This window comes from Luxibacter massiliensis, from assembly GCF_900604355.1.
In the GTDB taxonomy this organism is placed as follows: Bacteria; Bacillota; Clostridia; order Lachnospirales; family Lachnospiraceae; genus Luxibacter; species Luxibacter massiliensis.
This window is the reverse complement of the sequence record NZ_UWOE01000001.1, coordinates 512,662-539,335: the sequence shown is the minus strand read 5'-3', so window position 1 is coordinate 539,335 and position 26,674 is coordinate 512,662. Positions and strand designations below refer to the sequence as shown.

Sequence of the window (26,674 nt, the reverse complement as noted above, 5' to 3'; positions counted from 1 at the left end):
ATTCCTGGCGTTACATAATTGACATAGGGCCATGCATCTGTTACCATATCAGCAGACAAGTCTAAAGCATCCCCTTAAGGATGTATCCTTTTTAGATCAAAGATTGGAGATGAAAGAATGAAGAATTTTTCCTGTTAATTTTACATGCACAGCAAATTACTGGCAAAAGCAAAGGACATTGTACACTTATATTGTCCGTTTTTTGTTGTGCAGGCACAGGAAAGTTCATTCATCTTCTTCTCGTAACGTGGCATGGTGTCTTCTATAATCATGTGGGCATTGTATATACCATTATTTAATGTTACAGAGGCCGCAGGAATCAACTTTCCTGCGGCCTTTTTATAATATGGGCAGATACGGTCTGCCTGTCCCGTTAAAATCAGGAGGTACATTTATGTCAAGAATACAAATATCCAACCTAACATTTTCCTATGACAGCAGCTTTGACTATATATTCCAGGACGTCTCCTTCCAGATAGATACAGACTGGAAGCTTGGCTTTATCGGCAGAAATGGCCGGGGCAAAACTACCTTTCTAAATCTGCTTATGGACAAATACGAGTATAGGGGAGCCATCCATTCCAATGTATGCTTTGAATACTTCCCATATCCTGTGGATACACCTAATGAAATCACACTTTCTATAGTAGAAAGAATATCACCCCAGGCAGAAGACTGGCAGATATTCAGAGAATTAAACTTGTTAGGCACTGATCCCGGGGTACTTTACCGTCCTTTTCGGACACTCAGCAATGGCGAGCAGACAAAGACTCTGCTTGCAGCCCTCTTTCTCAGGGACAATGCATTTCTGTTAATTGACGAACCCACCAATCATCTGGATGAACATGCCAGAAAACTAGTAGCTGAATATCTGCTCTCTAAAAAAGGATTTATCCTGGTTTCCCACGACCGGTTCTTTCTGGATAAGTGTGTTGACCATATACTTTCAATAAACAAGGCGAATATAGAGCTCCAAAAGGGAAACTTCACTTCCTGGTATGAGAATAAAAAGGCGCTAGACAAAATGGAAGAAGAACGCAGCATCCAATTAAAGGGAGAGATCCGCCGGCTTAAAGAATCCTCCCGGCAGAACGCGGCATGGTCCAACAAAATTGAAAAAACTAAGACCGGAACCCGTGTTGGCGGACTTAAGCCGGACAGAGGGCATATTGGACATCAGGCAGCCAAAATGATGAAACGTGCAAAATCCATCCAGAACAGAGAAGAACATGCACTTTGCGAAAAGGAAAAGCTGCTTAAAAATATTGAGACGGCTGAGAACCTGAAACTAAACTCCCTGCCCTGGCACTCAAGCCTGCTTTTATCCGCAGATAATATCAGCATCTCCTATGGGGATATATCCGTATGCCAAAATATCAGCTTTTCTGTACACAAGGGGGACCGTATATGCCTGAAAGGAAAAAATGGCTGCGGAAAGACCAGTCTGATGAGGCTTTTGCTGGGAGACCCCGTTCCTCACAAAGGTTCCTTCTATATAGGAACTGGTATCAAAATATCCTATATCCCTCAAGATACCACCTGGATGCAGGGTACTTTGACTGAGTTTTCCAGGACCTATGGGTTAAATGAAAGTACTTTTAAGACAGTACTTAGAAAATTAGGGATCGAACGGATACAGTTTGAGAAACCCATCCAAAATTTCAGCCAGGGGCAGAAAAAGAAAGTACTTTTAGCGAAAAGTCTCTGCGAACCTGCCCACCTGTTTTTCTGGGATGAACCCTTAAATTTTATAGATGTATTCTCCCGCATGCAGATAGAGGCACTTCTTACAGAATATGCCCCGGCCATGATCTTCATAGAGCATGACAAAGCCTTTCAGGAAAGGATTGCAACCCACACTATAACCTTCTAAATTCAGCACAAACAACGCCTGGGCGCCTGAGTATAAAAGCAGGACACTTTCAGATATATTCATAGGGCGGATTGCCGCCCATATTATACCTGAAAATGTCCTGCTTAAAACACCCTGCCGTACAGTCCTGTATACCCGCCAGAAATTGGCGCAAAATAGGCAATGCCTACTCAAACATGGAGATCACTTCACTTTTTGGCTTTGCCCCCATATCTCTTTTTACTGCCTCCCCTCCTTTAAATACCATAAATGTAGGGATGCTCATAACCTTATATTTCTGGGCAATTTCCATTTCTTCATCAATATTTAACTTTCCTACCTTCACATCTTCCTTCTCTGCAGCAATCTCCTCTACCACCGGAGCCATCATTTTACACGGGCCGCACCAATCTGCATAAAAATCAACCAGTACTGGTTTATCTGAATGAATCACTTCCTGCTCAAAATTTTCTGTTGTAAGTTTGACAACTGACATTTTATTTCCTCCTTTGATTCTATATAATATTGTTTATTCCCGCGGGCAACGAACCCGGCGGACATGTTTACATATCCATCTGCCGGCTGCCGCAGGGGTCTAATCCCCCGATGCCTGCATCGTGGTCTTTGACTTCTCTGTCACTGGTTATAGTATACCACATATCCAGTATTTTTCTGTGACAAAATCACAAAACAATCTATATTATACTTTACCCAGCTTCACAGCATCTAATACCTCCACATGGCCTCTGGTGAGCCTCACCAGTCCGTCAGTCTGGAACTGCTTTAAAAGTCTTGTTACAACTTCCCTTGCTGTCCCAATGTCCCTTGCCAGGGCATCATGGGTAATAGTGAGATTATCTGTCCCGCCCAGTGCCCTGTGCTCCAAAATCGAATCTGCCAGGCGGGAGGCCACATTGGAAAATACATACTGATTGAACAGCCACATAATATCTGAAAACCTTTCTGATATCATCTCCAGAGTATAATCTTTTACCTTTGCATTTTTGTCACTAATCTCTTTATAAAGTATTTTAGGTATTGTACATATGACTGAATCCTCTTCTATCTCCATATCCAGCTCTATATCCAAACCTCTCATCATACATGCTGCGCTTAATATACTTACATCGCCGCCCAGCAGGCGGAACAAAGTAATCTCTCCCCCTGCCGGGGAAGTCACAAAAACTCTTGCCTGGCCCTTTCTGATAATCTGGACCCCGGCACATTCCCGCCCTCCATAATGAAGCACACTGCCCTTCTCATAGGAGCTTTCCATCACCTGTAATGCTAACCTGTTCTTTTCTTCCTCTGTAAGGTCATTCCAAAAAGGAAGGGTATTTTTCAATAACTCTTTCATTTTACGCCCTGTCTGTACCTCCTTTCATTCAATAGCAATCACTGTTCATAGGCAGCCACAATTTCTCTCACCTTATCGGTCACATAATTGCTCCCGCCTTTCTCCTTCACATCTTCCACCATGCCTGCTGCCACAATTGGCTTCTCTATATCCTCTGTTGTCTCACATATAAACCAGCCTCTCTCTATGCCAGCCGTATCATCCTGGCTTTCCTTGATCTCCGCAGTCCCCGTCTTTCCCAACATGGTGATCCCTTCAATCCTGGCGCCTGCCCCCGTGCCCGAGGGGTTTTCAATGACCTGTATCAGATCATTTTTCACAGTCTCCGCGGTCTGGGGGGAAATAACCTGCTTTTTCCACATTACCGGCTGTGGTGACTCTTGGTAAATAAGCGTAGGCTGTACCATATCCCCACTATTTACAAACATGGTGTACATAGAGAGCATATGGACAGGATTCACAAGAAGCTGGCCCTGGCCATAACCTGTATCTGCCAGCTGGATATCAGAATCTATATTGTCATCATCATCATAAGTAGAGACTGCCAACTCCAGTTCAAACGGAATCTCCTCCTCAAAACCCATAGTCTTAAATTTCTGGATCAGATCATCCTGCCCTATATCCAAAGCTGCCCTTGCAAAATATATATTGTCAGAGTAGACAAGGGCATTTTCCAAATTCACTGTCTCCCCATAATCAGTCAGCGTGGTGACAAAATAATCTCCCCAGCTTCCATCCTTCTGCCATTTCAGTCCCACATACCCCATGTTAGCTTCCGGATCCAGTTTTCCACTCTCAAGTCCTATAGCAGCAGTCACAGCCTTAAAAGTAGAGCCGGGAACCCATGTGTTGTAAAAACGGTTCATCAGCGGCTTATTTTCATCATTGCTCAGTTCATTCCACCGCTTATCAGACATTCCCATGACAAACTCATTGGGGTCAAACCCAGGAGTGCTCACCAGGGCAAGTACTTCTCCTGTCTTTGGATTCATGGCCGCCGCCACACCAGGGTCTGATGCGAACTGTTCATAAGCCTTGTTCTGCACATCCGCATCCACCGTAAGCTGGATATCCTTTCCGTTTTGTGCCGGCAAAAGAGCCACTGTTTCTATATTTACGCCATCCGCATCCACAATATTAATGCTATATCCATCAATGGCCCTCAGCTCTTCCTCATATGCCAGTTCAAGTCCAGATTTACCTATAACACTATTCTCATGGTATCCTTTTCCTTCCAGTTCCTCCAAATCCTCCGCTGTGACAGACTGTACATAGCCTGTAAGATGTCCGGCCGCCGCCCCAAAGGGATACACCCTTTCCTCCTGGTCATTGATCATGATGCCAGGAATTTTCAGCAGCTCCTCCTCCACATCTGTACTGTTCTTTGCCACAGCCTTCAGTGGGACAAAGGAATCCTCCTGTACATAGGAGGCGTCCAGCCTCTGCCGTATCTCGTCCTCCGTCATATCCAGAATCTCTCCTGCTTTTCGAATAGCCCCGTCTGCATCCTCCCCCAGCTTCCCCGGAACTATCCCTACCTCTGAGACTAACCCCTGCCCGGCCAGCATCTGCCCATTCCTGTCCAATATGGAACCCCGCACTGCTGATTCCGTATTAATCTGTATTTTATATTCATTTTTTAAGGCTGGAAAAATCAAGGTGGAATCCCACACAATACAGTACTGCCCATCTTCTTTTACCAGCTGCATTTTATTGTCAAAAGTTATCTTCCCAGCCAATGTATCCATATCTGATGTATAAGTCAATGATACGCGCTTTTTGCCGTCCTGGTATTTCGGCTCCCCTTTTGCCTGGACTTTTATATTGGCTGCACGGATGCCTTCATAAATATTCTGGTTTCGGTTAATAAAATCCTCCTGGGATACACTCTGCTTCGTCCCTGCATCCAGCATGTTATACATATCTTCATACTCTCCCTTTTCTAAAAGGGAAAAATACTGCTTAAGGCTGTCCTCCGGCGCCGGGCGCATCTTCAGTATCGTCCGCACTGAAAATGCCCCTATGGCTGCAAGTACGATGAGCACAGCCAGAACTACGGGCAAAACCCATTTAAACTTTTTGCCGCCCTGACGGCCTTTTTGTTTTTTATATTCTTTTCTGGATGGCATAAAAATCCCCCCTTCTTTATATATGCAAACTGACTGCTGATTACATGCATTATACTTTCTCATTCATACTCAGGCTTGGTAAGATAAATGATAAAGTACAACTTGCTGCTTTTAATATTACATATGTAGTTTTTATCTGTCAATCCCTCATTTATCTTGTATAGCTGCATTGGACTGACTGTGGGTATTGGAAAAACCGATAACATTGCATCCAATGCTACCGGTTCCCTGTCATCCGTTCTTCCGCCTGATTCTGCCTAAGCCTCATCGATGGCCTTGCCGATATCATGGCGCATATATTTATTTTCAAACTTGACCCAGTCTGTGGCGGCATAAGCGTTTGCCCTGGCCTCTTTCAGATCCTGCCCTTTTGCAGTGACGCCCAGCACACGCCCTCCATTTGTCACAATCTGGCCATCTTTAAATGCTGTCCCGGCATGAAAGCAGTAGTATCCATCCTGTTTATCAAACTCCTCAAGCCCTGATATGGGAAAACCTTTCTGATACTGAACCGGATATCCCTGCGAGGCCAATACCACACAGACTGCAGCATTATCCTCGAACTGCAGGTCTATCTCGTCTAAGGTACCGTCAATACAGGCTTCTATTACTTCAATCAGGTCATTCTTCATCCGGGGCAGAACCACTTGTGCCTCTGGATCCCCAAACCGCGCATTATATTCCAACACCTTTGGCCCGTCTTTGGTGAGCATCAGCCCAAAGAATATTACGCCTTTAAATTCTCTTCCTTCTGCAGCCATGGCATCCACTGTAGCTTGGTAAACATATTTGCTGCAGAACTCCTCCACCTCTTTTGTGTAAAACGGACTGGGTGAGAAAGTACCCATCCCGCCTGTATTAAGTCCTGTATCCCCGTCCCCGGCGCGCTTATGGTCCTGGGCCGATGTCATGGTTTTTATGGTCTTTCCATCTACAAATGAAAGCACAGATACTTCCCGTCCAGTCATAAACTCTTCAATAACCATCTCATTTCCTGCAGAGCCGAATTTTTTATCCAACATAATGGTTTTTACCCCATCCCTGGCTTCTTCCAGTGTGTTACAGATTAACACTCCTTTTCCCAGGGCAAGGCCGTCAGCCTTCAGTACAATAGGAAACGAAACATTTTCCAGATAGGCAAGGGCCGCATCCGGATCCGTAAAATTTTCATAAGCTGCTGTAGGAATATGGTATTTTTTCATCAGATCCTTGGAAAATGCCTTTGACCCTTCCAAAATAGCGGCATTCTTCCTAGGTCCAAATGTGCGTATTCCAGCCGCCTCCATCTCGTCTACAAGGCCGCCCACAAGAGGATCATCCATCCCAACAATAACAAGGTCAATTTCCTTCTCCCGGGCAAATGCAACCAGGCGGCCAAATTCCATGGCCCCTATATCCACGCACTCTGCATATGCTGCTATGCCGGCGTTTCCCGGCGCACAGTACATCTTTTCTACTTTGACACTTTTTGCAGCACTTGCCGCAATGGCATGTTCTCTTCCGCCGCTCCCAACAATCAATACTTTCATGGCCGCCTCCTCTATTTCGCAATCACTGTCTTCCCATCTGTCACTGTCACCTTCCCATTGGCAATCAAATCAATAGCCTGGGGAAGTATCTTCCACTCAGCCTGTTCCATCACCCTGCGCTGCAGGCACTCAGGCGTGTCCCCCTGCTCCACGTCCACGGCTTTCTGCAGGATAATGGGGCCAGTATCCGTCCCTTCATCTACAAAATGTACAGTGGCCCCCGCCACGCGCACGCCTCTCGCCAGCGCCGCTTCATGGACTTTCAGCCCATAATAGCCTTTTCCACAAAAGGACGGAATCAGGGAAGGGTGGATATTGATCATCCGGTTTCGATATTTCTCAATCATCACCGGAGGGATGACGACCAAAAAGCCGGCCAGTACAATCAAATCGGGAGTATACATATCCACTGCCTTAAGAAGCCTATCATTAAATGCTTCCCTGGAGCTAAAATCCCTGGGCGAGACACAGCAGCAGGGAATCTGGTTTTTAGCCGCCCGCTCCAATGCATAGGCATTCTTATTGTTGCTGATAACCCCTGCAATCTCTGTATTAGTAATCGTACGATTCTTTACACCGTCAATGACTGCCTGCAGATTCGTTCCCCCGCCTGAAACAAGAACGACTATTTTTAGCATAGAGTAACTCCTTTTTCTCCGTCTTCAATACGCCCAACAATATAAGGTGACTCTCCCGCAGCCTTTACCGCTTCAAGAGTTGTCTCCACATCCGCCTTATCCACGGCCAGAATCATGCCCAGTCCCATATTAAAAGTATTGTACATCATCTTTTCTTCAATATTCCCGTCCACGGACAGCATTCTGAAAATAGGAGGTATGGGATAGCTGTCCTTTTCGATTACAGCATGTGTGCCATCTCTGAGCATACGGGGCACATTCTCATAAAAACCACCGCCTGTAATATGGCTGCATGCCTTGATTGTGACGCCTGCATCTTTTATGCCGCGAAGAGCGCTGACATATATTTTTGTGGGGGCCAGAAGCGCCTCTCCCAATGTACATCTCAGGCTGTCATAATATGTATCCAGCGCCTCACGCTTCATATTAAATACTTTCCTGACAAGTGAAAAGCCGTTGCTGTGGACCCCGGAAGACGCCATGCCAATCAGTACATCCCCCGCTTTTAAATCCTTACCTGTAATTAAGTCCTTCTCATCCACCACTCCCACAGCAAAACCTGCCAGGTCATACTCGTCCTCTGGATAAAAACCTGGCATCTCTGCTGTCTCTCCGCCTATCAGCGCCGCATAAGACTGCTTACACCCTTTGGCCACGCCGCTTACAATCGTAGCTATCTTCTCTGGCTCATTCTTCCCACATGCAATATAATCCAGGAAAAACAGAGGTTCTCCCCCTGCACAGGCAATATCATTTACACACATTGCAACACAGTCAATCCCTATGGTATCATGCTTGTCCAAAATAAAAGCCAGCTTCAGCTTAGTGCCTACCCCATCCGTCCCTGATACCAGCGTAGGCTTTTCCATATTTTTAAATTTCTCTATAGAAAAGGCCCCTGAAAACCCGCCCAGGTTTGTCAGCACCTCCGGCCGCATAGTCTCCCTGACATGCTTTTTCATAAGCTCCACCGACCTGTAGCCGGCCTCAATATCAACACCTGCATTCTTATAATCCATTCCTCTGCTCCCATCTGCCTGTTATGCGTTTAAATATGCTTCGTATCCAATTTCCTTAAGCTTTGCTGCCTTGCCCTGGACAGTCTCCTTCATCTCTTTTGAGTAGGCCTTGAGCTTCTCTAAGAGGCCAGGATCTGACACAGCAAGAATTTTAGCTGCAAGAATAGCCGCATTCATGCCGCCGTCAATGGCCACTGTGGCAACCGGAATCCCCGGGGGCATCTGTACAATAGAATACAGCGCGTCTTCCCCTGCCAGATTCTTTCCCGACATGGGAACCCCCACCACTGGCATGGGAAATAATGCTGCGCACATCCCCGGCAAATGAGCCGCCATGCCTGCGCCTGCAATAATTACTTTGATCCCCTTTCCCTCTGCCGCCTTTGCCCAATCGAAAAATACATCCGGCTCCCGGTGGGCGGAGATAATTGTCATCTCATACTCAATGTCCAGCTTTTCCAGCATGGCTGCAGCCTTACTCATGACCTTCAGGTCAGAGTCACTTCCCATTACAATTCCTACTTTTGGCATTTCTGTACCACCTTCCATTCTTCCTGCAGACAGCAGCTGACGCCTCTGCAATATTCAGTATTATCATACGTATCTAGTCCAGAAAGGGGGCGTTTAATGCTTCTGTTCCCTTCAGGACAAACCTTCCATCTTTCAATAGTATAATATTTTTTCCTTCTTTTGTCACTACACTTATTTCTTCTAACTCTTCATAAGGTATGGTAATATCTGTATGGCATTGGAAGTACGCCTTTGAGACATCCTCCCTGCGAAGCAGTGATATGGAATTATCTTTGGCTATAATTTCTTTCCCATTGGGGTTGTAGACACGGATATCCTCACTCCAGCTGTAGCAAGTATCCCCTACTGCAAAATGAGGGCCCATTTTTTCTGCAATCAATATAGGCATTTTATCCTCAATGCCATACTTCTTTGCCGCCACGTATGCTGTCGTGTTCGTCCCCACAGCAAATTCTCCAAGGGGAAGGGACTTATGGCTGTGCAATATATTCTCATAAATATATTTTTTGTTCTCCTCTTCCTCCTCAAAATTAGAACACATATACTCTTCAATCATCCCGTCCTTGAAAGTAATTTTAAGATTTTTATATAAAAGCTCATTCAGATATACTTTGCTGACATGGAGTATGCCGTTTGTCCCTTCCAGCACCGGCGAGGTAAACACTTCCCCCACAGGGATATTTACATCTGCCACACAGTTTTCAAAGATAGTTTCCTTTTCTGGATCCTGAAGTGTATGCAGCTGTACCCTAAGATCTGTTTCATTTCCATTCCTCCCCAAAATATGCACATACTCTCCCTGGTCAAGGGCGTCGATCATCATCTGCTGCACCCTTTCATAGAGAGCCGCGTCCAATGTATTGATACGGATCACTTCATCAAATATGGCCGGATAGTCCTCCCCTATTTCCGGTATTGGGTATGCTACTATGGTAAAGCTGCGCTCCTCCCCTTTGATATACTGGTTCGTAATCTGTCCGGATTTGCTGTCATATAGAAGTGACAAACCACGCTGCTCCTCCGTATAGGTAACGGCTTCCGGCTTTGCCTCAGGAGAAAAAGGAGTCTCGCCGAAGATCTCCATCACAGCGGGCCCTGCAAACATGGCGGCCTGGTCTTTATGCTTTTCATATACATTTTTCAGGACATCCAATTTGCGCTCAATATACCCCTTGTCCATAAACAAAGCCTGATCCAACCTGTGATCATATTCATACTGCTTATTTGCAATGGCGCCGCAATAACCTATCTTATACTGCTCTTTCTTTGTGATTACACTGGAAGAGGCCCTGTAGATAACCGGAGAAAGTCCCATTTTACGGAAATTCTGGATCGCCAATCTCACAACCTTCTCAAAACCAAGGCTGTACCGGATATTAACCACTGTTTTTTTGGACAGATCCTTGCCAGTATTTATAAACCCTATCCGGTATCCCTCTGTATATACATCGGCCATCTTCTGAAGCGTCTCTATGGGAAGCGTCCGCAGGTGCCTTGCCGTCTCCAGCTCATTCTCTGTAATATACTCTCCAAACCGGTATAGATATCGGTCGTCCTCTAAATCCATTTCCTGTATGATTTCTGCAGCAAAGGAATATTTAGGGTAAAGCTGTTCTTCGATCCGGTCAGCCAGGAATACATCACAGTAATCGCTTGCATACCAGTACACGATATCCTTCAACACCTTATACTCTGGCTCTGATTCAGCCTCAAAGCAATTGTAAATTTCAATAAACAGCTCCTGAAGGATCGTTATATAGTCCAGCCGGTCCTCAAAGGTATAAGCAATGCCGCCTCTTATTTCTGTATACAAAAAGCTCAATAGCTGCCCTGGCTTTCTCCCGAAAGCCTCCACGGCCCTGGCTGGATTGGCAAAGCTGTCCCTATACTGCGGCCCCAGAATATCTCTATATAACCCCCTGTTGATATTTTGCATTTCCCCAATGCCCATCTCATCCCACTGCCCGCTAACTAGCTTGTCCCTGACTGCTGAAAGCTCCAGAAGAAAAGACGCTGTCTCCCGGAAAAAAGGCCGGTACTTTTCCCCAGCCGTCTCCTCCTTTAATACCTGCCTAATCCTATCTATGGAAAGATTATACCTCTCAGCATACTGCCTGTTTTTCTCTGTCTGCCAATCATTCTCTGTCATTTACATCAGACCTCCCACAAAAATCGATATGAGCCCAAGCAGGATAAGAATATTTCCCGCTATCCCCAATTTACAAGTTATATACCGCTTTTCTCTCTCCCGCATCCCTTTAACAGAGGCCCGTATCCCAAAGATCGCCAGAACCATGGATACGATTCCCAGTCCTCCTATAAAACTAAATGTATTCCCCTTCATGACAAATGCAATTAAAATACATATAAGAAGAAGAGAAAGGGACAGGCCTGCATATATAAGAGAATGTACTCCCATACGGGAATGCTTCTGCTTTGCCTGTCCGTATTTTCTGGAACCTCTTTTTTTACGGCCGTGTTCTTTTTCACGCTGCTTCTCCTTAGCATCTTTTCTGCCTGCCATAGTGTCTTCTCCTTATCATATTGCAGATTACGAATAAAATATACCCCAAAACACCCCCGACTGTATTAAGAAGGAGGTCATCCACATCAAAACTGCCCACCTTTGTGAACAATTGGAATATTTCAACACAGAAGCTCAGGCTAAAACTATAAAATAATGTCATGAAAAAACCCCTGGCCCTGCTTGCCATAGAGATGAAAAATCCATAAGGCATAAAAATCAAAATATTTCCGAATAAATTAGTGAATACCGCGAAGGCTCCCAATTCTTCCCGGTATTCAATAAATCTCTTTATTTCTTTAAACAACACCAAATTATACCGGTACTCAGAAGAAATACCAGTCCTCCCATACCAATCCGAAAAAATCAGGAAATACAAAAGGAAGAAGATATAAAGGACAAACAATACCTTCCCCATGGCACGGAATTTTTTTACTTGCTTATGGCTCAAATTCATACCCCTTTTTACTCACTGCACTCTCCCGGTTAAAATGTGATTCCATTTTTATTCTTCAGCAGGCGGGCGCCGTTTACAATCGTAATCACGCCTGCCGCCACGCCCGTCACAACAAGGAGAATCCCCAGGACAATATTACCAGTCCCCGCGCTAAGCATCGTCTTATAAGCCTTTTCCATACAAAATCCCTCCTATTTCACACCATATTTTTCATAATATGCATCTATTGCCTTCTTTAACGTGTCGTCAATAACAATTTTTCCTTTGTATGGTCTGTTATACAGATGCTCTACAACTTCCGCCATTGTTACAATTGCCGTTGTCTCCAATCCGTAGGCCTGTTGTATCTCTTCCAGCGCACTTTTACTGCCCTGTCCCCGTTCCATCCGGTCCACCGATACAACAAGGCCAATAGGAGAGACATCTCCCTGGGCTTTTATAATCGGCAGCGTTTCCTGGATGGAAGTACCCGCAGTGGTCACATCCTCGATTATGACAACTTTGTCTTTGTCCTGTATGGGACTCCCCAGCAGAATCCCCTTATCTCCGTGGTCTTTAACTTCTTTTCTGTTGGAACAGTATCTGATATCCTTCCCGTATAGTTCACTGATTGCCATGGTCGCAGCCACTGTCAGGGGGATCCCCTTATATGCCGGCCCGAACAATATGTCAAAATCAAATCCAAACTTCTGTTCTATGGCCTTGGCATAATATTCCCCCAATTTTCTTAGCTGTGCTCCTGTGCGGTAAAAGCCTGTGTTTACAAAAAACGGGGTGTTCCTTCCGCTCTTAGTAACAAAATCTCCAAACTTTAATACCTGGCAGTCTATCATAAATTCGATAAACTCTTCTTTGTATGCTTCCATCTCTTCTTAACCCTCCATATCTGCAGGCTTTTCCAAACCCTTACTTTGTATTTCTCACTGTACTTCTATTTAAGTTCTTTATCCTTACCTGTCAGGAAATTCTTCCATGGCCCGCTCCTCTCTTGGCAAAACCAGGAAAATAACTTTTCAATCTTTTCAATTTTACCACAGTTTTGGGTGTATTTCAATCAAAGATAGTCCCCTGATATTCCATAAAAACGGGGGCGCCGACAGTACTATTATACTGCCGGCACCCCCGCAAATCAACGGTGGGCCTGAAACTCTTTTTCTAAACTTTTACGCTCAAAGGCATGTATTACGAATCTTGGATTGCTTTATAAATCAGCTCCGCCGCCTCCTTTTGATCCTCCGCATTCATAATACCGCCCCCCACAATAATATTATCTGGCCTTTCCTTCACTATATCTCTAATTGCGGCAAGATGTATCCCTCCTGAGATGGATGTTTTTGCCGTTTTTACACATTTCTTTAATTTTTTTAAATCATCCAGCGGCGCGGCCACAGAGGTGCGAAGGTCATAAGATGTATGTACGCCAATATAATCTACCCCAAGGGCATCTATTTCTGCGGCCCGTCCTGAAATATCGCTGACACAAATTAAATCTACAAAAGACTGTCCGCCATATTCCTTTGCAATGTCCGCGACTCCTTTGATTGTATTGTCTGCCGCTGCCCCCAGCACTGTCACAATATCGGCGCCAGCATCCAGTACAATCTGGGCCAGAGGGGCGCCTCCGTCCATAAGCTTGATATCTGACAGTAATATTAGGTCAGGATATTCCTTCCTAAGTTCTCTGACGGCTCTCGCCCCCTCACTGATCATCAGTCCTGTCCCCAGCTCTGCCACATCTATATAAGGAGAAATTTTCTCCAGGACTTTAAGTGCTGTATATACGTCATTACAATCTAGCGCAGCCTGCAGTGTTATTTTATTCAGCTTTGGCATCTTCTAACTCCCCCTTCCAACCATAACCCCTTTTATGCTTAGATGCATCCCATATTCTTCGAAGCAGATAAATAATATCTATATTTCTTTTCATAAATCTCCTTTTTATTTTGATCTGGATAAATAGTTTGCTCCACATGTACGCAGTGTCCGACAGCGGCCTGATAGTCTGCATATTCCCCCAAGGCGATCTGTGAGGCAATGGCAAGCCCACACCCGCCAATATCTTCCCTGCCTACGATTTCTACCGGCATCTGCAGAATATCCGCGAACATCTGCACCCAGGTTTTTGAAGCCGTAATCCCTCCCGCCAGCCTGACCGCCTTTGTATTCCTCTTATTTCTTAGGAGCCTGTCTATATGCCATTTATGGGTAAAAATAATCCCCTCATAGCAGGACAGCAGCATCTCCGGCCTGCCATCCGCCGGCGTCAGCCCGACCCACGCCCCCCTGCTTCTGCTGTTCATTGCAGATCCATATAAAAATGGGAGAAAACATACTTCCATCTCAGCGCCGGTATGTTTCTGGACAATTTTATCCAGGTAAGAATAAATCTCATTTCCCATTGACTTCTTTTCCTCTTTAAACAATGTGTCAATCACCCATTCCATTGTCCCTGTAGATGTATTGGATCCCTCTTCAATATAATAGTACCCTGGGATACAGAAATAGGAATTCATCAGCACACTGTGGTCACGGACGGGTTCCTTTGAAATATATGCATTGACCCCACATGTGCCTGCAATCACGCCAATCCGGTCTTCTGTCACCAAACCCATGCCAACAGCACTGGCATCTACATCAAACATGCCTGCAATTACCTTAGTCCCCGGCAGGCATCCCAGCTTTTTTGCCGCATCCGCCGTAACTGAACCACATATATCTGCAGCATGATACAGTCTGGGAAGCTTGCCATATATTTCTTCGATTCCAAGCATACGGAAAATTTCAGGTTCATATTCCCCCGTATTCAGATTCATATAGCTATTCCCGGATTGATTACAGTAATCAGAAACCACACAATCTGTCATTTTATAGACAAGAAAATCTTTCATGGAAAAAACCCACTGTATTTTCTGATAGTTTTCAGGCTCCTCTTCTTTGAGCCATCTTAAAATAGAAACTGGGTGAGAAGCAAAAAGGCCCTGATATGTATATTGGTAAATTTTCTCCGGGATCCCCTCCTCCTCCCACTTCTTTACAACCTCCCACGCCCTGCTGTCCGCGGAGGTAACTGCATTGCGGACCGGCCGTCCTTCTTCATCTACGATATACAGACCTTTCCCCTGCCCAGCTATTGCAATACTTTGAATTCTCTCAGCCCCAACCTGGCTGTTTTTAATCAGCCTGGCAACACAGCTGCAGTTCAAGTCCCACAAAGATTCCGGATCCAGCTCTACCTTTCCGTCCCTTAATACATTGATAGTATTCCTGACCTTTTCACACCAGATCTGATTTCCCTCTATATCAAATAATGAGGCTTTTATAAAGGTACCTCCATTGTCGATCCCAATAAAATATTTTTTCATATCCACCCCTCTTTTTTCTAGTACCGCATATTTTTTTCCTCAAAGTATTTTTTAAATTCCAGCATTGCTTTCTCCGGCTCATATTCATATGGCGCAAAAACCTCACATCCAAAATGGCCTTTAAATCCAGCTTCGTCTAATACCGACAGCGCGTGGCCTAAGTCGAGCACGCCGTCATCCGGTACCCGGTGCTCATATCTTCCCGGTGTAAGCTCTGCACAGTTATGGAAATGCACATGGCATATCCTGTCAATTCCCAGCTTCCCAACGGCCCCTTCCACAGTCTCGCCAATATAAAATAAACAGGATAGGTCAATCATACCTGTCAAGGCCTTAGAGCCTACTTCCTCCATCATTTGAATCTGCTTCTCTGTAGAAGAGAGGATAGAAGAACACGCCGGGGCAGATTCTAAGATAATTTTCACTCCATAGCTTTCTGCAATCCCTGCCAGATATCCCATAGTTTCTACACCTCTGTCCCATGCTTCTTCCTGATCCTCATCAAAATGGCACCAGCCAGGAAAAAACAGGCAGTAAGGGGATTCAAATTCATTGGCTGCCTGCAATCCTTTTACATAGTGGTCAATAGAGCGGGCCCTTGTATGAATATTGGAGGAAATTGCATTTACCGGGTATGTACAGTTTTCAGGGCATAGGTTAATAACCTGCAGATGGCGTTCTCTTAACATCCGCGCCACAGCCTTAATATCATGGCATGTCACATCCCCCAAATAAAAATGTGGATATGCCCCATAAAATTCAATATTATGCGCGCCAATCCTCTCTAAGGAGTCCAGCGTATATTTTAGTGAGTATTTAAAATACGGAAAATTTGTATAAGCGACCTGATTCCATGTTAGATTTTTCATAAATAATTCCCTTTCTCCGTCTCAGTTTTACGTTCATAAGCGCTCCTTGCCTGTTATCATACAGCAGGCCTCATCCTTTGACCGATCCCGCAACCCCGTTTACAAATGATTTCTGCAGGCTCAGGAAAATAAAAATTGTTGGCAGCGTGCAGCAAGTCACACACAACAGGATGGCCCCATAATCCATCTTATATCCGGTCATCAAGTATGCCAGCATAATGGGCATAGTAAATTCATCATCTTTAATCAGTACAATATTGGGCCACAAATAGGCATTCCAGGCGTTCATAAACGTAATAGTCATACCCGTGGCATAAGTGGGTTTCATAATAGGTACATACATTTTCAAAAAAATCTGCAGTTCATTTAACCCCTCAATCCTCGCAGACTGTATTATCTCTTTTGGAAAAGAACCCGTATTCTGCCTGAACAAGAAAATCAGAAACGGTGTTGACAAGGTTGGCAGAATACATGCCCACATTGTGTTCAGCATCCCAACACTTGAAAACATCCTGTACAGAGGGATTACAATTGATATCATTGGAACCATCATGCCTACCAATACAAACCGCATAACTAAATCCTTTTTCTTATCCCTGTATATTTCAAATCCATATCCCGCCATTGAGCATATGATAAGAGAAATAATCGTCAAAACCGCCGCATTCCTAAAAGAATGCCATAGCGCCCCCGGCAAGTTATATTTGTCTGCAATTGTATGGATGTTCTGTAAAAGCGCAGTTCCTGGCAGCAGCCTCCCCTTTAATATGTCCGCCCCTGTATTTGTCGCCGATACCAACATCCAGAAAATTGGGAATATTGAAAATAGGCATAATATAGTCAGCATTACGTATGTAAAGCCTCTCCTTATTCTTTTAGTCATCAGAATCCCCCACTTTCATCTGTATAATGACCAGCACTGCAATGACGACCATCAAAGTAAAACCAATAGCACATGCGTATCCGAAATTTGGCACTGATTTGAAGGCAGCCTCATAAATGTACTGGGAAATAGAAATTGTTGCATTACCGGGCCCGCCTGCCGTTAGATTATATGGTTCGTCAAATAATTGAAGGTTCCCATTGGTAGCCATGATAACTGTAAGCAATAGCACTGGTTTTAAAAGAGGGACCGTAATATACCTGAATGCCTGCACCGGCGACGCGCCGTCAATCTGGGCCGCTTCATAGAGGCTCTGGTCTATATTCGTCAATCCTGTCACATAAAAAATCATATTATATCCCACCCAGCGCCAGATCAAAGATAGAATCAAAACCACCTTAGCCCAGAATGCATCCCCCAAAAAGTTTATCGCCTGGTCAATAACTCCTATTTTTAATAAAAGATCATTGATAATTCCATTCGTAGCAAACATCAGCTTAAAAACAATTGCATATGCAACTAAGCTCATTGTACAAGGCAAGAATAAAAGCGTCCTGAATACTGGTTTAAAGCGGAGCCTGCTGCTATTTAAAACTGCTGCCAGAAACAACGCCATTCCCAGCATAATGGGCACCTGCCATAGGGCAAATATGAATGTGTTTATAATTGCTTTCTTCAGTTTAGGATCTAAGAACATCCTCTTATAGTTTGCCACGCCCGCCCAGCTCATCCCCTCCCCTATCCCACTTTGGAATGAAGATACAAAGGATTGTATAATCGGATAAAACATAAATATAATTATTAAGATGACTGCAGGAGCCAGGAATAGCCAGCCTGCCCTGCTATGCTTTTGGCTTAAGGTCATTTTCTTTTTCATAAAGTCTACCCCTCCCAGCGTAAGGATACCCCCAAAGACAGAGGGCATCCTTATGTTCTATGGCAATGCCAGGAGTTTGCTTCTGCTGTTTCACGCCTGTACTAATTACTCATTGCAAACTCCAAATTGCTCTGTGCATCCTGCATTTCTGTATCAATATCAGAACCATTTACAACATTTACCACAGCATTGATCAGCGCATCCTGGGCATCCATATAATATGGGCTAGAATTCAGGGCAGGCGCGCCATCCACAAGCTCCGCCACGTCGCTGAAAAAAGTCTCCCCAAAATAATCATTATCCACATTACGATACAATTCACTGTTTAATACTGGTTTATATGTTGTAAGATAGCCTGCAAAGTCAGCCAGGTAGTCCCAGTAGTCCTGGGCGCCGTCCCCACACAGTTCATAGGAGAGAAAGTCAGCCAGCTCCTCTGTATTTTCTCCGGCATGCCTCGTAATAACCCAGCTCGCTCCGCCGGAATTGGTCATATGGGTTGCCCCATCGATATTCAGCGCAGGCATATCTGTCACAGCCCAGACCCCCTTCTGGTCAGGGGCATTGGATATATTCCCGTTTATCCACATACCATTGACCACGCCGCCCCCTGTCCCCTCGTTTAAACAGGAGTTGTACTCATCCCAGGATCCCGCAATGTACATTGTCTTGCTGTCTACCAATTCCTTTGTTATTTCCAATGTCATCTTCATAATGTCATTGTCTATATCAGCATTTCCATCTTTGTCAAAGAACTGGCCGCCGCTGGATGTATAAATCTGCTTTGGCACAAAGCAGGATGTGGCATCGTCCAGGAGCAGATAGTGCCCTGTCCTGTCATAGACGTCCGCCCCTATTTTTATGACTTCATCCCAAGTGACATTTGTCAGGTCATCCAGCGTATACCCCGCCTCTTCCAGATAATCCGTCCTGTACATTGCGATTGAGGCCCCGCTGTCCATAGGCAGGGCATAATGTTTCCCTCCAACAGTGTATAACGACTTCTTTGACTCAACCAGCTCCTCCCATGGGATATCATAATCTGTCAAGTCGGCCAGCATACCAGGATATGATGTTACAAACTGGGCCACCGCTGTATCCTCCATGAGCAGGAAATCCGGCAGTGAGTCCCAATCCTCAGATCCTCCTATTGTCACCAGCTTATTTCTGGAATCTTCATTGACAACTGTGACGACATCTAGTTTTATATTTCCTCCGGTGGCCTCATTATACCGATTTGCCGCTTCCTGGATTGCTTCTACGTTTGCGTCCCATGCCCACACAGTATATGCGTCATCTGCCCCTGTCCCACTAGATTCTTTTGTCTCTCCGCCGCTGCCCTGCTCCGCTGAATCTGCCGATGCACACCCCGGTATCCCAATGACCATCATAGATGCCAGTAAAACTGCCAACACTCTCTTTTTCATTGAACTTCCTCCTTTTAGTTTTTCTTTCTTTTTCGTGGTACCGTTCCCATAACCAAATACTATCAGTTCATCATTATTTTTTCAATATTAATTTTTACTAAATAAAATAAATTATTTTTAGTCATTATAACTAATTTTTTTATTTATTTTACATTTTATATATACTTTTTTCTCAATATATTGTAAACTATTTTTAGTATAAAAAAGTTCCTTCTATTTTGTGGGAACGGTTCTACAATCGGAGGTATTTTATATGACAATCAAAGATATTGCCCAGCTTGCCGGTGTGTCAAAGTCCACTGTATCAAGAGTACTCAACAACGCCTCAAACGTCGAAGAGGCGACACGAGAAATTGTGCTGAAGGTTATGGAAGAAAATAATTATATCCCCTCTGCCACGGCCAGGAGCTTGTCACGGCAGGAAACTACCTTTATCGGCGTGATCCTCCCTGATCTGGATAACTCCTTTTTTGGGCAGATCGTACAGGGCATCAATCATACTTTGGCAGAAACTGAATATACTATGCTTTTTTGCTGTACAGACAACAATGCAGCCAGAGAACTAAAGGCTCTGAATCTTTTAAACCAGCAGAAAATATGTGGTCTCCTGATTAGTTCTTCCGTGAATTACTGCGACACAACCACTGGGGGACTTATCAAAAAGGCTCTCACTGATATTAATGCCCCCATAGTGCTCATAGACCGTTCCATCCCCAATACGCCTTGGGACGGCGTGTATTCTGACAACATAAATGGCGGATATATTGCAGCTTCTTCCCTGATCACAAAAGGGTATCAGCATATAGGGGCATTTGTCAGTGATACAAAGCTGCTAATAGGCCAGGAGAGGCTCCTCGGGTTCACACGCGCCATGCAGGAGCACCATCTGGCAATTACAGACGACTACATCTACACCCAGGAGTCTCCTGCTTCATTATTAGAAATATATGAGTATACCTGCCGCCTTATTGATTCAGGAAAACTTCCTGAGGCAATCTTTTTAAGCAATTCTATTATTGCCAATGGTTTCTATAAGGCATTATTTTATAAAGGGGTAAAACCTGGGGAGGATATTGAATGTGTGGGGTTTGATTACAGTGAAGCATTAGATATCATGCATATTCCATATAACTATTTAGAAAGAAATTCCAGATTATTTGGCCAGACTGCCGCTCAGATGTTATTGGATTCATTTCAATATAAAAATAAAGGGAAACACGTCCGGCGTGAACATATTATCCCGGCCACCCTCCATGAGTAAAAAGGGCTGCTATATATAATGTCTGCGGCAGACAAGAGGTATAAAATCACCCTTCCGTTATAAATTGGCTTGAACGGCCTCATTATAACGGAAGGGTGATTTTTTGATATAACCAGCACCGCGCACCCGCATAGTGAGTGATTGATTTTTCACACGCTTCGCGGGCCCAACAGGGCCATGCCCCATAATGCAGGAGGACTTGCAAGCTCCAATATGGACTTACAAATCCTCCCTTTCTCGCTAAAGGCTATTTTACAATTCCAACCATGTCCCGTACATTCTCAATATGCCGCTCTTCCATGTACCGCCCAATACCTTCTACAATTTCCATTGTGGCAGCCGGATTATAGAAGTTAGCCGTACCCACAGAAACAGCGGAGGCTCCGGCAAGGATAAACTCGACAGCATCCTCATATGAAGCGATGCCTCCCATCCCAATGACGGGGATGCTCACGGCATTTGAGGCCTGATATACCATCCTAAGGGCGATAGGCTTCACAGCAGGGCCAGATACCCCTCCAGTCTTATTGGCAAGTGCAAAAGCCTGCCTGTGAATGTCAATCTTCATGCCCGTCAGCGTATTAATCAGGGAAAGCACATCGGCGCCGCCTGCCTCTGCCGCCCGTGCTGTCTCTGTGATATCTGTCACATTAGGACTAAGCTTCATAATCACAGGCTGTTTCGCACGTTTTTTTATCTCTTCTGTAATTGCCTCCACAGCTTTTGGATTTTGTCCAAAGGCAATGCCGCCTTCCTTTACATTAGGGCAGGAAATATTAATTTCCAGCATATCTACAGGCTCATCCGCCAGACGTTCCACCACCTCACAATATTCTTCCGTTGTTTTCCCACAGACATTCACAATAATTTTTGTGTCATATTCCCTCAGGAATGGAATGTCACGGCTGCAGAACACATCTATCCCCGGATTCTGCAATCCGATGGCATTCATCATGCCGCCGTGAGTCTCTGCTATTCTTGGCGTGGGATTACCAGGCCAGGGTACATTGGCAACTCCTTTCGTCACTATTGCGCCAAGGCGGTTTAAATCTACAAATTCGCTGTACTCTTGGCCAGATCCAAAAGTACCTGAGGCTGTCATCACAGGATTTTTTAATTCCACCCCTGCCAGATTTACTGTCATATTCATCAGATCACCACCTCCGAAGCCAAGAATACCGGGCCATCCTTGCAAATGCGCTTATTGTTCACATGGCTGTGCCCATCTATCTCCTTTGACTGGCAGACGCAGGCTAGGCACGCCCCAATTCCACAGGCCATCCTCTCCTCCATAGATATATAACATGGAATCCGTTTTTCTTCCCCAAACTGCTTTATTGCCCGCAGCATTGGTGTAGGGCCGCAGGCAAATATCACGTCGGCCTCCAGGCCTTTTGCCTCAATGGCATCCATCACATTCCCCAGGGTACCCGCGCTTCCATCCTCAGTGGCAATAAAAAGACTGCCCTGCCTGCCCAGCTCCTCAGCCAAAAACTGCTGGTCCTTATACCCCATGACAAGCAGATTTTGTCCCTCAAGCTGCTTAGCCAACTCCAGCATTGGAGGAATGCCAATGCCGCCTCCAATCAAAAGTGCCCTTTTGCCCTCTGCCTCCCGGAGGGGAAACCCGTTTCCCAGAGGCCCTAATATGTCAATCATATCCCCTTTTTTCAGGACAGAAAACTGCTCTGTACCAGTATTCCTCCCTGTCACACGATATACTATACGCAGCGCCCCATTCTTTCTGTCGATCTCACACAAACTGATGGGGCGTGGTAAAAGTTTGCCCCCATCTGCTGTATACATTGAGATAAATTGTCCTGGAACCGCCTTTGCCGCAGCGGACTCTGCCCGTATCCACATGCTGTAAATATTTGTTGCAATACATTCCTGGGAAAGAATAACCGCAGATTCTTTATGTCTCTTGGACATGCTCCTTCTCCTCTCTGAAATTATTTTTGGGCCAGCGCATTGTTGATATCCTCTGCCATGGCTTTCACGGCCGCCCTGGATGCATCCCCAAAATTCTCGGGCCCAAATGCCCCATAAGCCTCCTGCTTATATGCTGCAATAATCCCTCTTGAAGAATTTACAACCGCACCCAGGCCATCCTCATTGAAGAAATGTACCAAATCCTTTCCCTGGCCGCCCTGGGCCCCATAACCTGGCACAAGAATATAGGTTTTCGGCATAATCTTCCTGAGTGCTTTCCCCATTTCTGGATAAGTGGCACCTACAACGGCACCTATGTAACTATAGTCATCTCCCATACACTGGGCGCCCCACTGTGCCACCTTCTCGCCCACCAGCTCATAGAGGGGCCTGCCATCAATCAGCCGGTCCTGGAATTCCCCACTGGAGGGATTGGATGTCTTAACAAGAATGAATAACCCTTTCTTCTCCTCCCTGCAGACATCGATAAATGGATTGACGCCATCAGAGCCAAGATAGGGATTCACTGTGGCAAAGTCCTCATCAAAAGGAAGGTACTCCCTGCCTCCTATCTTTACTCTGCCCAGATGGCCCACTGCATAGGCTGCAGAAGTAGAACCAATATCCCCACGTTTTATATCTCCAATAACAACCAGATCCTTTTGCTTGCAATAATCAACTGTCTTTTTGAAGGCTGCCATCCCCGGCACGCCAAACTGCTCATACATAGCGATCTGAGGCTTGACTGCAGGAATTAAATCGTAGGTCTTGTCCACAATTTCCTTGTTAAACTGCCAGATTGCCTCTGCGGCCCCCTCCAGAGTCTCGCCAAATTCCCCAAAAGCCTTCTTTTGTATATGCTCAGGAATATAGCTGAGCATAGGATCCAGTCCTACGACGATAGGCGCGCCTGTTTTTTTTATCTTGCCAACCAACTTGTTAATCATAAAAACCTCCCAAATTATCTGAATATTCTGAAAACGGTGAGCAAAGGGGACAGTCCCTTTTGCAAAAGGGACTGTCCCCTTTGCTCACCGCAATCCTCATATACTTATTTTTATCATATCATACCCCACACTCTAAATCCACTGTATCTCTTTATCCCACGGCCTCAGACATGGAATTTCTTATGCATCTCCTCCCTGAATTCTTTTCCTCTGAACATAACCAAAGCTGCCAGCAATAAAAAGCAAATAAGGATACACAATATACTCAATTTCTGAAATTTCACTACCCCGGCCAGAAGCAGGGCCAAGGGCATAAGGATGCCGTATCCGCCTGCCATGACAAGGTAAATCATATATTCACGGGCGGTATACTTCTGAACCTTGGCGATAATCAGCATGGAAATAGGTATTGTAATTCCAACCGACGGCAGCACAAAATCTACTGACCAGCCATGCCATCCTGTAAAGACATCCCAGAGTATACAGCATATGGTTACAATAATCAGCTGCCACATGGCATTTTTTAGAAGATTGTACCTTTTCACAAAGCCTATGGCCGAGGCCAGCCACATACTCCCTATTCCAGCCGCGGTAAACAATGTCCACCTGACGGATGGATGAAAGCTAAAATCCGCGGCAGCACAGGCCACCGCCGCTGCCAGGCAGAGAAACGTAAAGATTTTAAATACCCGCATCTCCATCTCTCCTGGCACATTGGGTTCTGGATACTGTGTCCCAGCTTCTTCAGAAGAAATTCCCTGCTCTTTGAGTATTTTGAAAAAATTCCTCTGGATATTATCTGTATCAAACCTGGAAGTAAACCCAAGTGACAGCGTATCCTGGAAGGAACACATACAGAGCTCCATTTTAGGCGTACTAGTAAATACCCCAAAACGTTCAATATACGGTATATATTCTTCCGGCATCGTTACAGCGCTCATATTAGAAAATATAGCTGTCACATCTTTTTCTGCATATCTGGCTCCTGCCCTAATACACAGATTTTTCAGTTCCAGAGGGGCCAGCCTGAGTATGGGATGCATCTCTAATGCAATCAGCTCATTCATGTGCTCGGCAACTCTCTCCGTGGCCAATTCCCTGGAAAAATACTGCTTCACATGTTCCAGGACAGACTCAAAACTATCCTCCTGCCCGCCAAAATAATATCCCGGCTCTATCCAGTTAAAAAAATTCAGCATAGAATCCGATGGGAAAAATTTTCTTAAATTTACTGGCACCATTAAAACAACTGGATACTTTTCCTGTCTCTTGGACATTTCTCTGTGTATCGCCAGCAGGTAAACAGCAGTTAAAAATACTGTCATGGACACCCCCAGTTCCCTGGAGCGGGCAAGTACCTCCCTGACAGATACAGTCCTCTCCTGAACCTGGAGTTTGCCCGTCTCTCTCCTTGGTTTATGAAGCTGGAACGCCCTGGGTTTTTTCTCCTTCTTTCTCTTTACCTCTGAATAATATTTAGAAAAACTGTCGTTTTCCTGATCCTGCACCGTGATTCCTTCATCCAAAAGGACTATGTCCTTAAGTCCCTCCTTGCCATGTACAATATAGAGATAATTTTTCACCAGCTCCCGCAGAAACTCTGTGGCTCCAGTTCCGTCTGTCAGCGCATGGAATACTTCAAAATTAATCTTCCTGCCAAAGTAGGTCACTTCAAACAAAAGATCCTTCTTATCGCGCACGTATAAATTACTGCAAGGTTCCTTATATTCTTCCCGGACCCTGGGCCTAATCCTGCTCTTTTCCAGATAATGCCAGAATAATCCCTTTCTCATGACAGACAAAAAAACCGGATATGTGGCTAACGTCCGCTCCAGCGCTTCCTGCAGCTTGTCCTCCTCCACCTCTTCTTTCAGCACACAGTAAAACCGGAACACCCGGGTATCCTTCTTATTACTGGTAGCTGAAAACAACTTCGCCGCGTTATCCAGTTTTCTCCAATATGCCCTTTTCTCCTGCACCCCTATACCTCCTGTGATGTAGTATTTTTGAGAAAACGATTAATAAAATCAAAACTTTCCTGCACATGGAAATTCTTAATACCTAAAGCAAAGTATCCATGCAGCGCATCCTGTATCCTGCGTATCTCCACCCGGTTCCCGGCCTGCTTAAGCCGCAGTGCATATGCTTCCCCCTCATCGCGCAGAGGGTCAAATTCTGCCGTTATCACCAGCGTATCCGGCTGGCCGGATACATCCTTTGCTAATATGGGGGCAAAATATGGGTTAAGTTTGTCCTCCTCACTGCCCGCATAAAGTTCTATATAGTCGCGCATCTTGCCTGCCGTAAGCAAATAATCTGTCCCATTTTCTCTCACCGAGGGAAACGGGGATTCTTCTGTATAATCACTATTCACGGCCGGATAAATAAGTATTTGCCGTCTTGGCATAAATTCTCCTCTGTCCCTGGCCATGAGCGACAGCGCCGCTGCCAGGTTCCCGCCCGCACTGTCCCCGATCAGAGTAATATCTTCTGGTTCCACATTCAGTATAAACCGATTTGTAAAAATTGCCCTGGCCACTGCATAGCAGTCCTCTAAACCCACAGGGAACTTATTTTCCGGGGCCAGCCTATAATCTACAGATACAACTACATGCTCTGTGGCATTTGCCAGCCTTGCACATATACGTTCATAGTTATCTACGCTCTCCGTCACCCATCCGCCGCCATGGATAAAAAGCATCACCCTGCGCTGATCTGGGCCCATGCCTTTAAATGCTTTTTCATTTGGGAAAAATATTCTGGTTGGCACCTCAAAGTCCTCATTATAGATTTTATAATCTATAGTTTTATAAAAAATCTTCATAGGGTCAAGCCGTTTTAAGTCTGCCAGATGCCTGGAAGCCTCTACTTCAATGCCGTCAAATGAAAGTGCCTTTAAAATCTTCCTTGCTGTGTGATTAATCGCCATCTATATCTCCATTCTAAATGCTGTATCTGCACTGTTTTCTAAGGCCAGACTCCAGCCAGCCATATTTGTTCCATGCTCCCCCTGCCATATCTTTTAATATTCTACCATTAAGCTGAAAAATGCGCAAACCCAAACCTGGATTTACGCATCC

At 45.1% G+C, this 26,674-nt stretch carries 25 protein-coding genes; 2 read left to right on the top strand and 23 right to left on the bottom strand.

Annotated elements, in window-relative coordinates:
• Window positions 1–394 precede the first annotated feature (394 nt).
• Window positions 395–1,873: a ribosomal protection-like ABC-F family protein gene (gene abc-f, locus EFA47_RS02705; protein WP_122641897.1), complete on the top strand. Its 1,479-nt coding sequence runs from the start codon at window positions 395–397 to the stop codon at window positions 1,871–1,873.
• Between the two features lie 166 nt (window positions 1,874–2,039).
• Here abc-f and trxA read toward each other — a convergent pair whose 3' ends face one another.
• The 18 genes from trxA to EFA47_RS02620 form a co-directional block, all read right to left on the bottom strand.
• Entirely contained in the window at window positions 2,040–2,348 is a 309-nt protein-coding gene (gene trxA / locus EFA47_RS02700; RefSeq protein ID WP_122641896.1) for a thioredoxin, read from the bottom strand.
• Window positions 2,349–2,552: 204 nt separating this feature from the next.
• Window positions 2,553–3,209, bottom strand: coding sequence for a Crp/Fnr family transcriptional regulator (locus EFA47_RS02695; protein WP_122641895.1), 657 nt, complete (start codon window positions 3,207–3,209; stop codon window positions 2,553–2,555).
• A 38-nt stretch (window positions 3,210–3,247) separates the two neighbouring features.
• Window positions 3,248–5,338, bottom strand: a complete 2,091-nt coding sequence (locus EFA47_RS02690; protein ID WP_122641894.1) for a penicillin-binding transpeptidase domain-containing protein — start codon at window positions 5,336–5,338, stop codon at window positions 3,248–3,250.
• A gap of 257 nt (window positions 5,339–5,595) precedes the next feature.
• Entirely contained in the window at window positions 5,596–6,867 is a 1,272-nt protein-coding gene (gene purD, locus EFA47_RS02685; RefSeq protein ID WP_122641893.1) for a phosphoribosylamine--glycine ligase, read from the bottom strand.
• 11 nt (window positions 6,868–6,878) lie between these two features.
• Complete coding sequence (gene purN / locus EFA47_RS02680) at window positions 6,879–7,505, bottom strand: phosphoribosylglycinamide formyltransferase (RefSeq protein ID WP_122641892.1); 627 nt, start codon at window positions 7,503–7,505, stop codon at window positions 6,879–6,881.
• A complete protein-coding gene (purM, locus tag EFA47_RS02675) occupies window positions 7,499–8,524 on the bottom strand; it encodes a phosphoribosylformylglycinamidine cyclo-ligase (protein WP_122641891.1) in 1,026 nt (341 codons plus the stop codon). Before purM ends, purN begins: the two co-directional genes overlap by 7 nt.
• A gap of 21 nt (window positions 8,525–8,545) precedes the next feature.
• A complete protein-coding gene (gene purE, locus EFA47_RS02670; RefSeq protein ID WP_122641890.1) occupies window positions 8,546–9,055 on the bottom strand; it encodes a 5-(carboxyamino)imidazole ribonucleotide mutase in 510 nt (169 codons plus the stop codon).
• Between the two features lie 73 nt (window positions 9,056–9,128).
• Window positions 9,129–11,204, bottom strand: a complete 2,076-nt coding sequence (locus tag EFA47_RS02665) for an aminopeptidase (RefSeq protein ID WP_122641889.1) — start codon at window positions 11,202–11,204, stop codon at window positions 9,129–9,131.
• Window positions 11,205–11,579 (bottom strand): DUF6142 family protein, encoded by a 375-nt coding sequence (locus EFA47_RS02660; RefSeq protein ID WP_122641888.1) that lies wholly within the window; start codon window positions 11,577–11,579, stop codon window positions 11,205–11,207. It lies immediately after the preceding gene.
• Window positions 11,557–11,997, bottom strand: a complete 441-nt coding sequence (locus tag EFA47_RS02655) for a VanZ family protein (protein ID WP_408631203.1) — start codon at window positions 11,995–11,997, stop codon at window positions 11,557–11,559. The genes EFA47_RS02660 and EFA47_RS02655 overlap by 23 nt, the downstream gene beginning before the upstream one ends.
• Window positions 11,998–12,065: 68 nt before the next feature.
• Window positions 12,066–12,215, bottom strand: coding sequence for a hypothetical protein (locus EFA47_RS19760; RefSeq protein ID WP_164689905.1), 150 nt, complete (start codon window positions 12,213–12,215; stop codon window positions 12,066–12,068).
• A 12-nt stretch (window positions 12,216–12,227) separates the two neighbouring features.
• Window positions 12,228–12,902: an orotate phosphoribosyltransferase gene (gene pyrE / locus EFA47_RS02650; RefSeq protein ID WP_122641886.1), complete on the bottom strand. Its 675-nt coding sequence runs from the start codon at window positions 12,900–12,902 to the stop codon at window positions 12,228–12,230.
• Between the two features lie 316 nt (window positions 12,903–13,218).
• Window positions 13,219–13,869 carry a 3-hexulose-6-phosphate synthase gene (hxlA, locus tag EFA47_RS02645; protein WP_122641885.1) on the bottom strand — a complete coding sequence of 217 codons (651 nt, stop codon included), beginning with the start codon at window positions 13,867–13,869 and terminating at the stop codon, window positions 13,219–13,221.
• Window positions 13,870–13,907: 38 nt separating this feature from the next.
• Window positions 13,908–15,398 (bottom strand): FGGY-family carbohydrate kinase, encoded by a 1,491-nt coding sequence (locus EFA47_RS02640; RefSeq protein WP_122641884.1) that lies wholly within the window; start codon window positions 15,396–15,398, stop codon window positions 13,908–13,910.
• 17 nt (window positions 15,399–15,415) lie between these two features.
• The gene (locus tag EFA47_RS02635) at window positions 15,416–16,267 is read right to left on the bottom strand and encodes a sugar phosphate isomerase/epimerase family protein (protein ID WP_122641883.1); all 852 of its coding nucleotides are present in this window, start codon (window positions 16,265–16,267) and stop codon (window positions 15,416–15,418) included.
• Window positions 16,268–16,337: 70 nt separating this feature from the next.
• Window positions 16,338–17,150, bottom strand: coding sequence for a carbohydrate ABC transporter permease (locus EFA47_RS02630; RefSeq protein WP_122641882.1), 813 nt, complete (start codon window positions 17,148–17,150; stop codon window positions 16,338–16,340).
• The gene (locus EFA47_RS02625) at window positions 17,143–18,027 is read right to left on the bottom strand and encodes a carbohydrate ABC transporter permease (RefSeq protein WP_235853196.1); all 885 of its coding nucleotides are present in this window, start codon (window positions 18,025–18,027) and stop codon (window positions 17,143–17,145) included. Before EFA47_RS02625 ends, EFA47_RS02630 begins: the two co-directional genes overlap by 8 nt.
• A 101-nt stretch (window positions 18,028–18,128) precedes the next feature.
• Complete coding sequence (locus EFA47_RS02620) at window positions 18,129–19,454, bottom strand: ABC transporter substrate-binding protein (protein WP_122641881.1); 1,326 nt, start codon at window positions 19,452–19,454, stop codon at window positions 18,129–18,131.
• A 253-nt stretch (window positions 19,455–19,707) separates the two neighbouring features.
• On the opposite strand from EFA47_RS02620, the gene EFA47_RS02615 reads away from it, so the two are divergent.
• Window positions 19,708–20,715, top strand: a complete 1,008-nt coding sequence (locus EFA47_RS02615; RefSeq protein ID WP_122641880.1) for a LacI family DNA-binding transcriptional regulator — start codon at window positions 19,708–19,710, stop codon at window positions 20,713–20,715.
• A gap of 247 nt (window positions 20,716–20,962) precedes the next feature.
• Here the strand turns inward: EFA47_RS02615 and EFA47_RS02610 are convergent, their stop codons facing one another.
• From EFA47_RS02610 to EFA47_RS02590, 5 genes are all read right to left on the bottom strand, one after another.
• On the bottom strand, window positions 20,963–21,865 hold the full coding sequence (locus tag EFA47_RS02610) for a dihydroorotate dehydrogenase (protein WP_122641879.1): 903 nt from the start codon (window positions 21,863–21,865) through the stop codon (window positions 20,963–20,965).
• Window positions 21,865–22,647 (bottom strand): dihydroorotate dehydrogenase electron transfer subunit, encoded by a 783-nt coding sequence (locus EFA47_RS02605; protein ID WP_122641878.1) that lies wholly within the window; start codon window positions 22,645–22,647, stop codon window positions 21,865–21,867. The genes EFA47_RS02610 and EFA47_RS02605 overlap by 1 nt, the downstream gene beginning before the upstream one ends.
• Window positions 22,648–22,667: 20 nt before the next feature.
• A complete protein-coding gene (pyrF, locus tag EFA47_RS02600; protein WP_122641877.1) occupies window positions 22,668–23,594 on the bottom strand; it encodes an orotidine-5'-phosphate decarboxylase in 927 nt (308 codons plus the stop codon).
• A gap of 164 nt (window positions 23,595–23,758) precedes the next feature.
• Window positions 23,759–25,573, bottom strand: a complete 1,815-nt coding sequence (locus tag EFA47_RS02595) for a DUF6320 domain-containing protein (protein WP_122641876.1) — start codon at window positions 25,571–25,573, stop codon at window positions 23,759–23,761.
• Window positions 25,574–25,575: 2 nt separating this feature from the next.
• Window positions 25,576–26,523: an alpha/beta hydrolase gene (locus EFA47_RS02590; RefSeq protein WP_122641875.1), complete on the bottom strand. Its 948-nt coding sequence runs from the start codon at window positions 26,521–26,523 to the stop codon at window positions 25,576–25,578.
• Window positions 26,524–26,674: the final 151 nt, after the last annotated feature.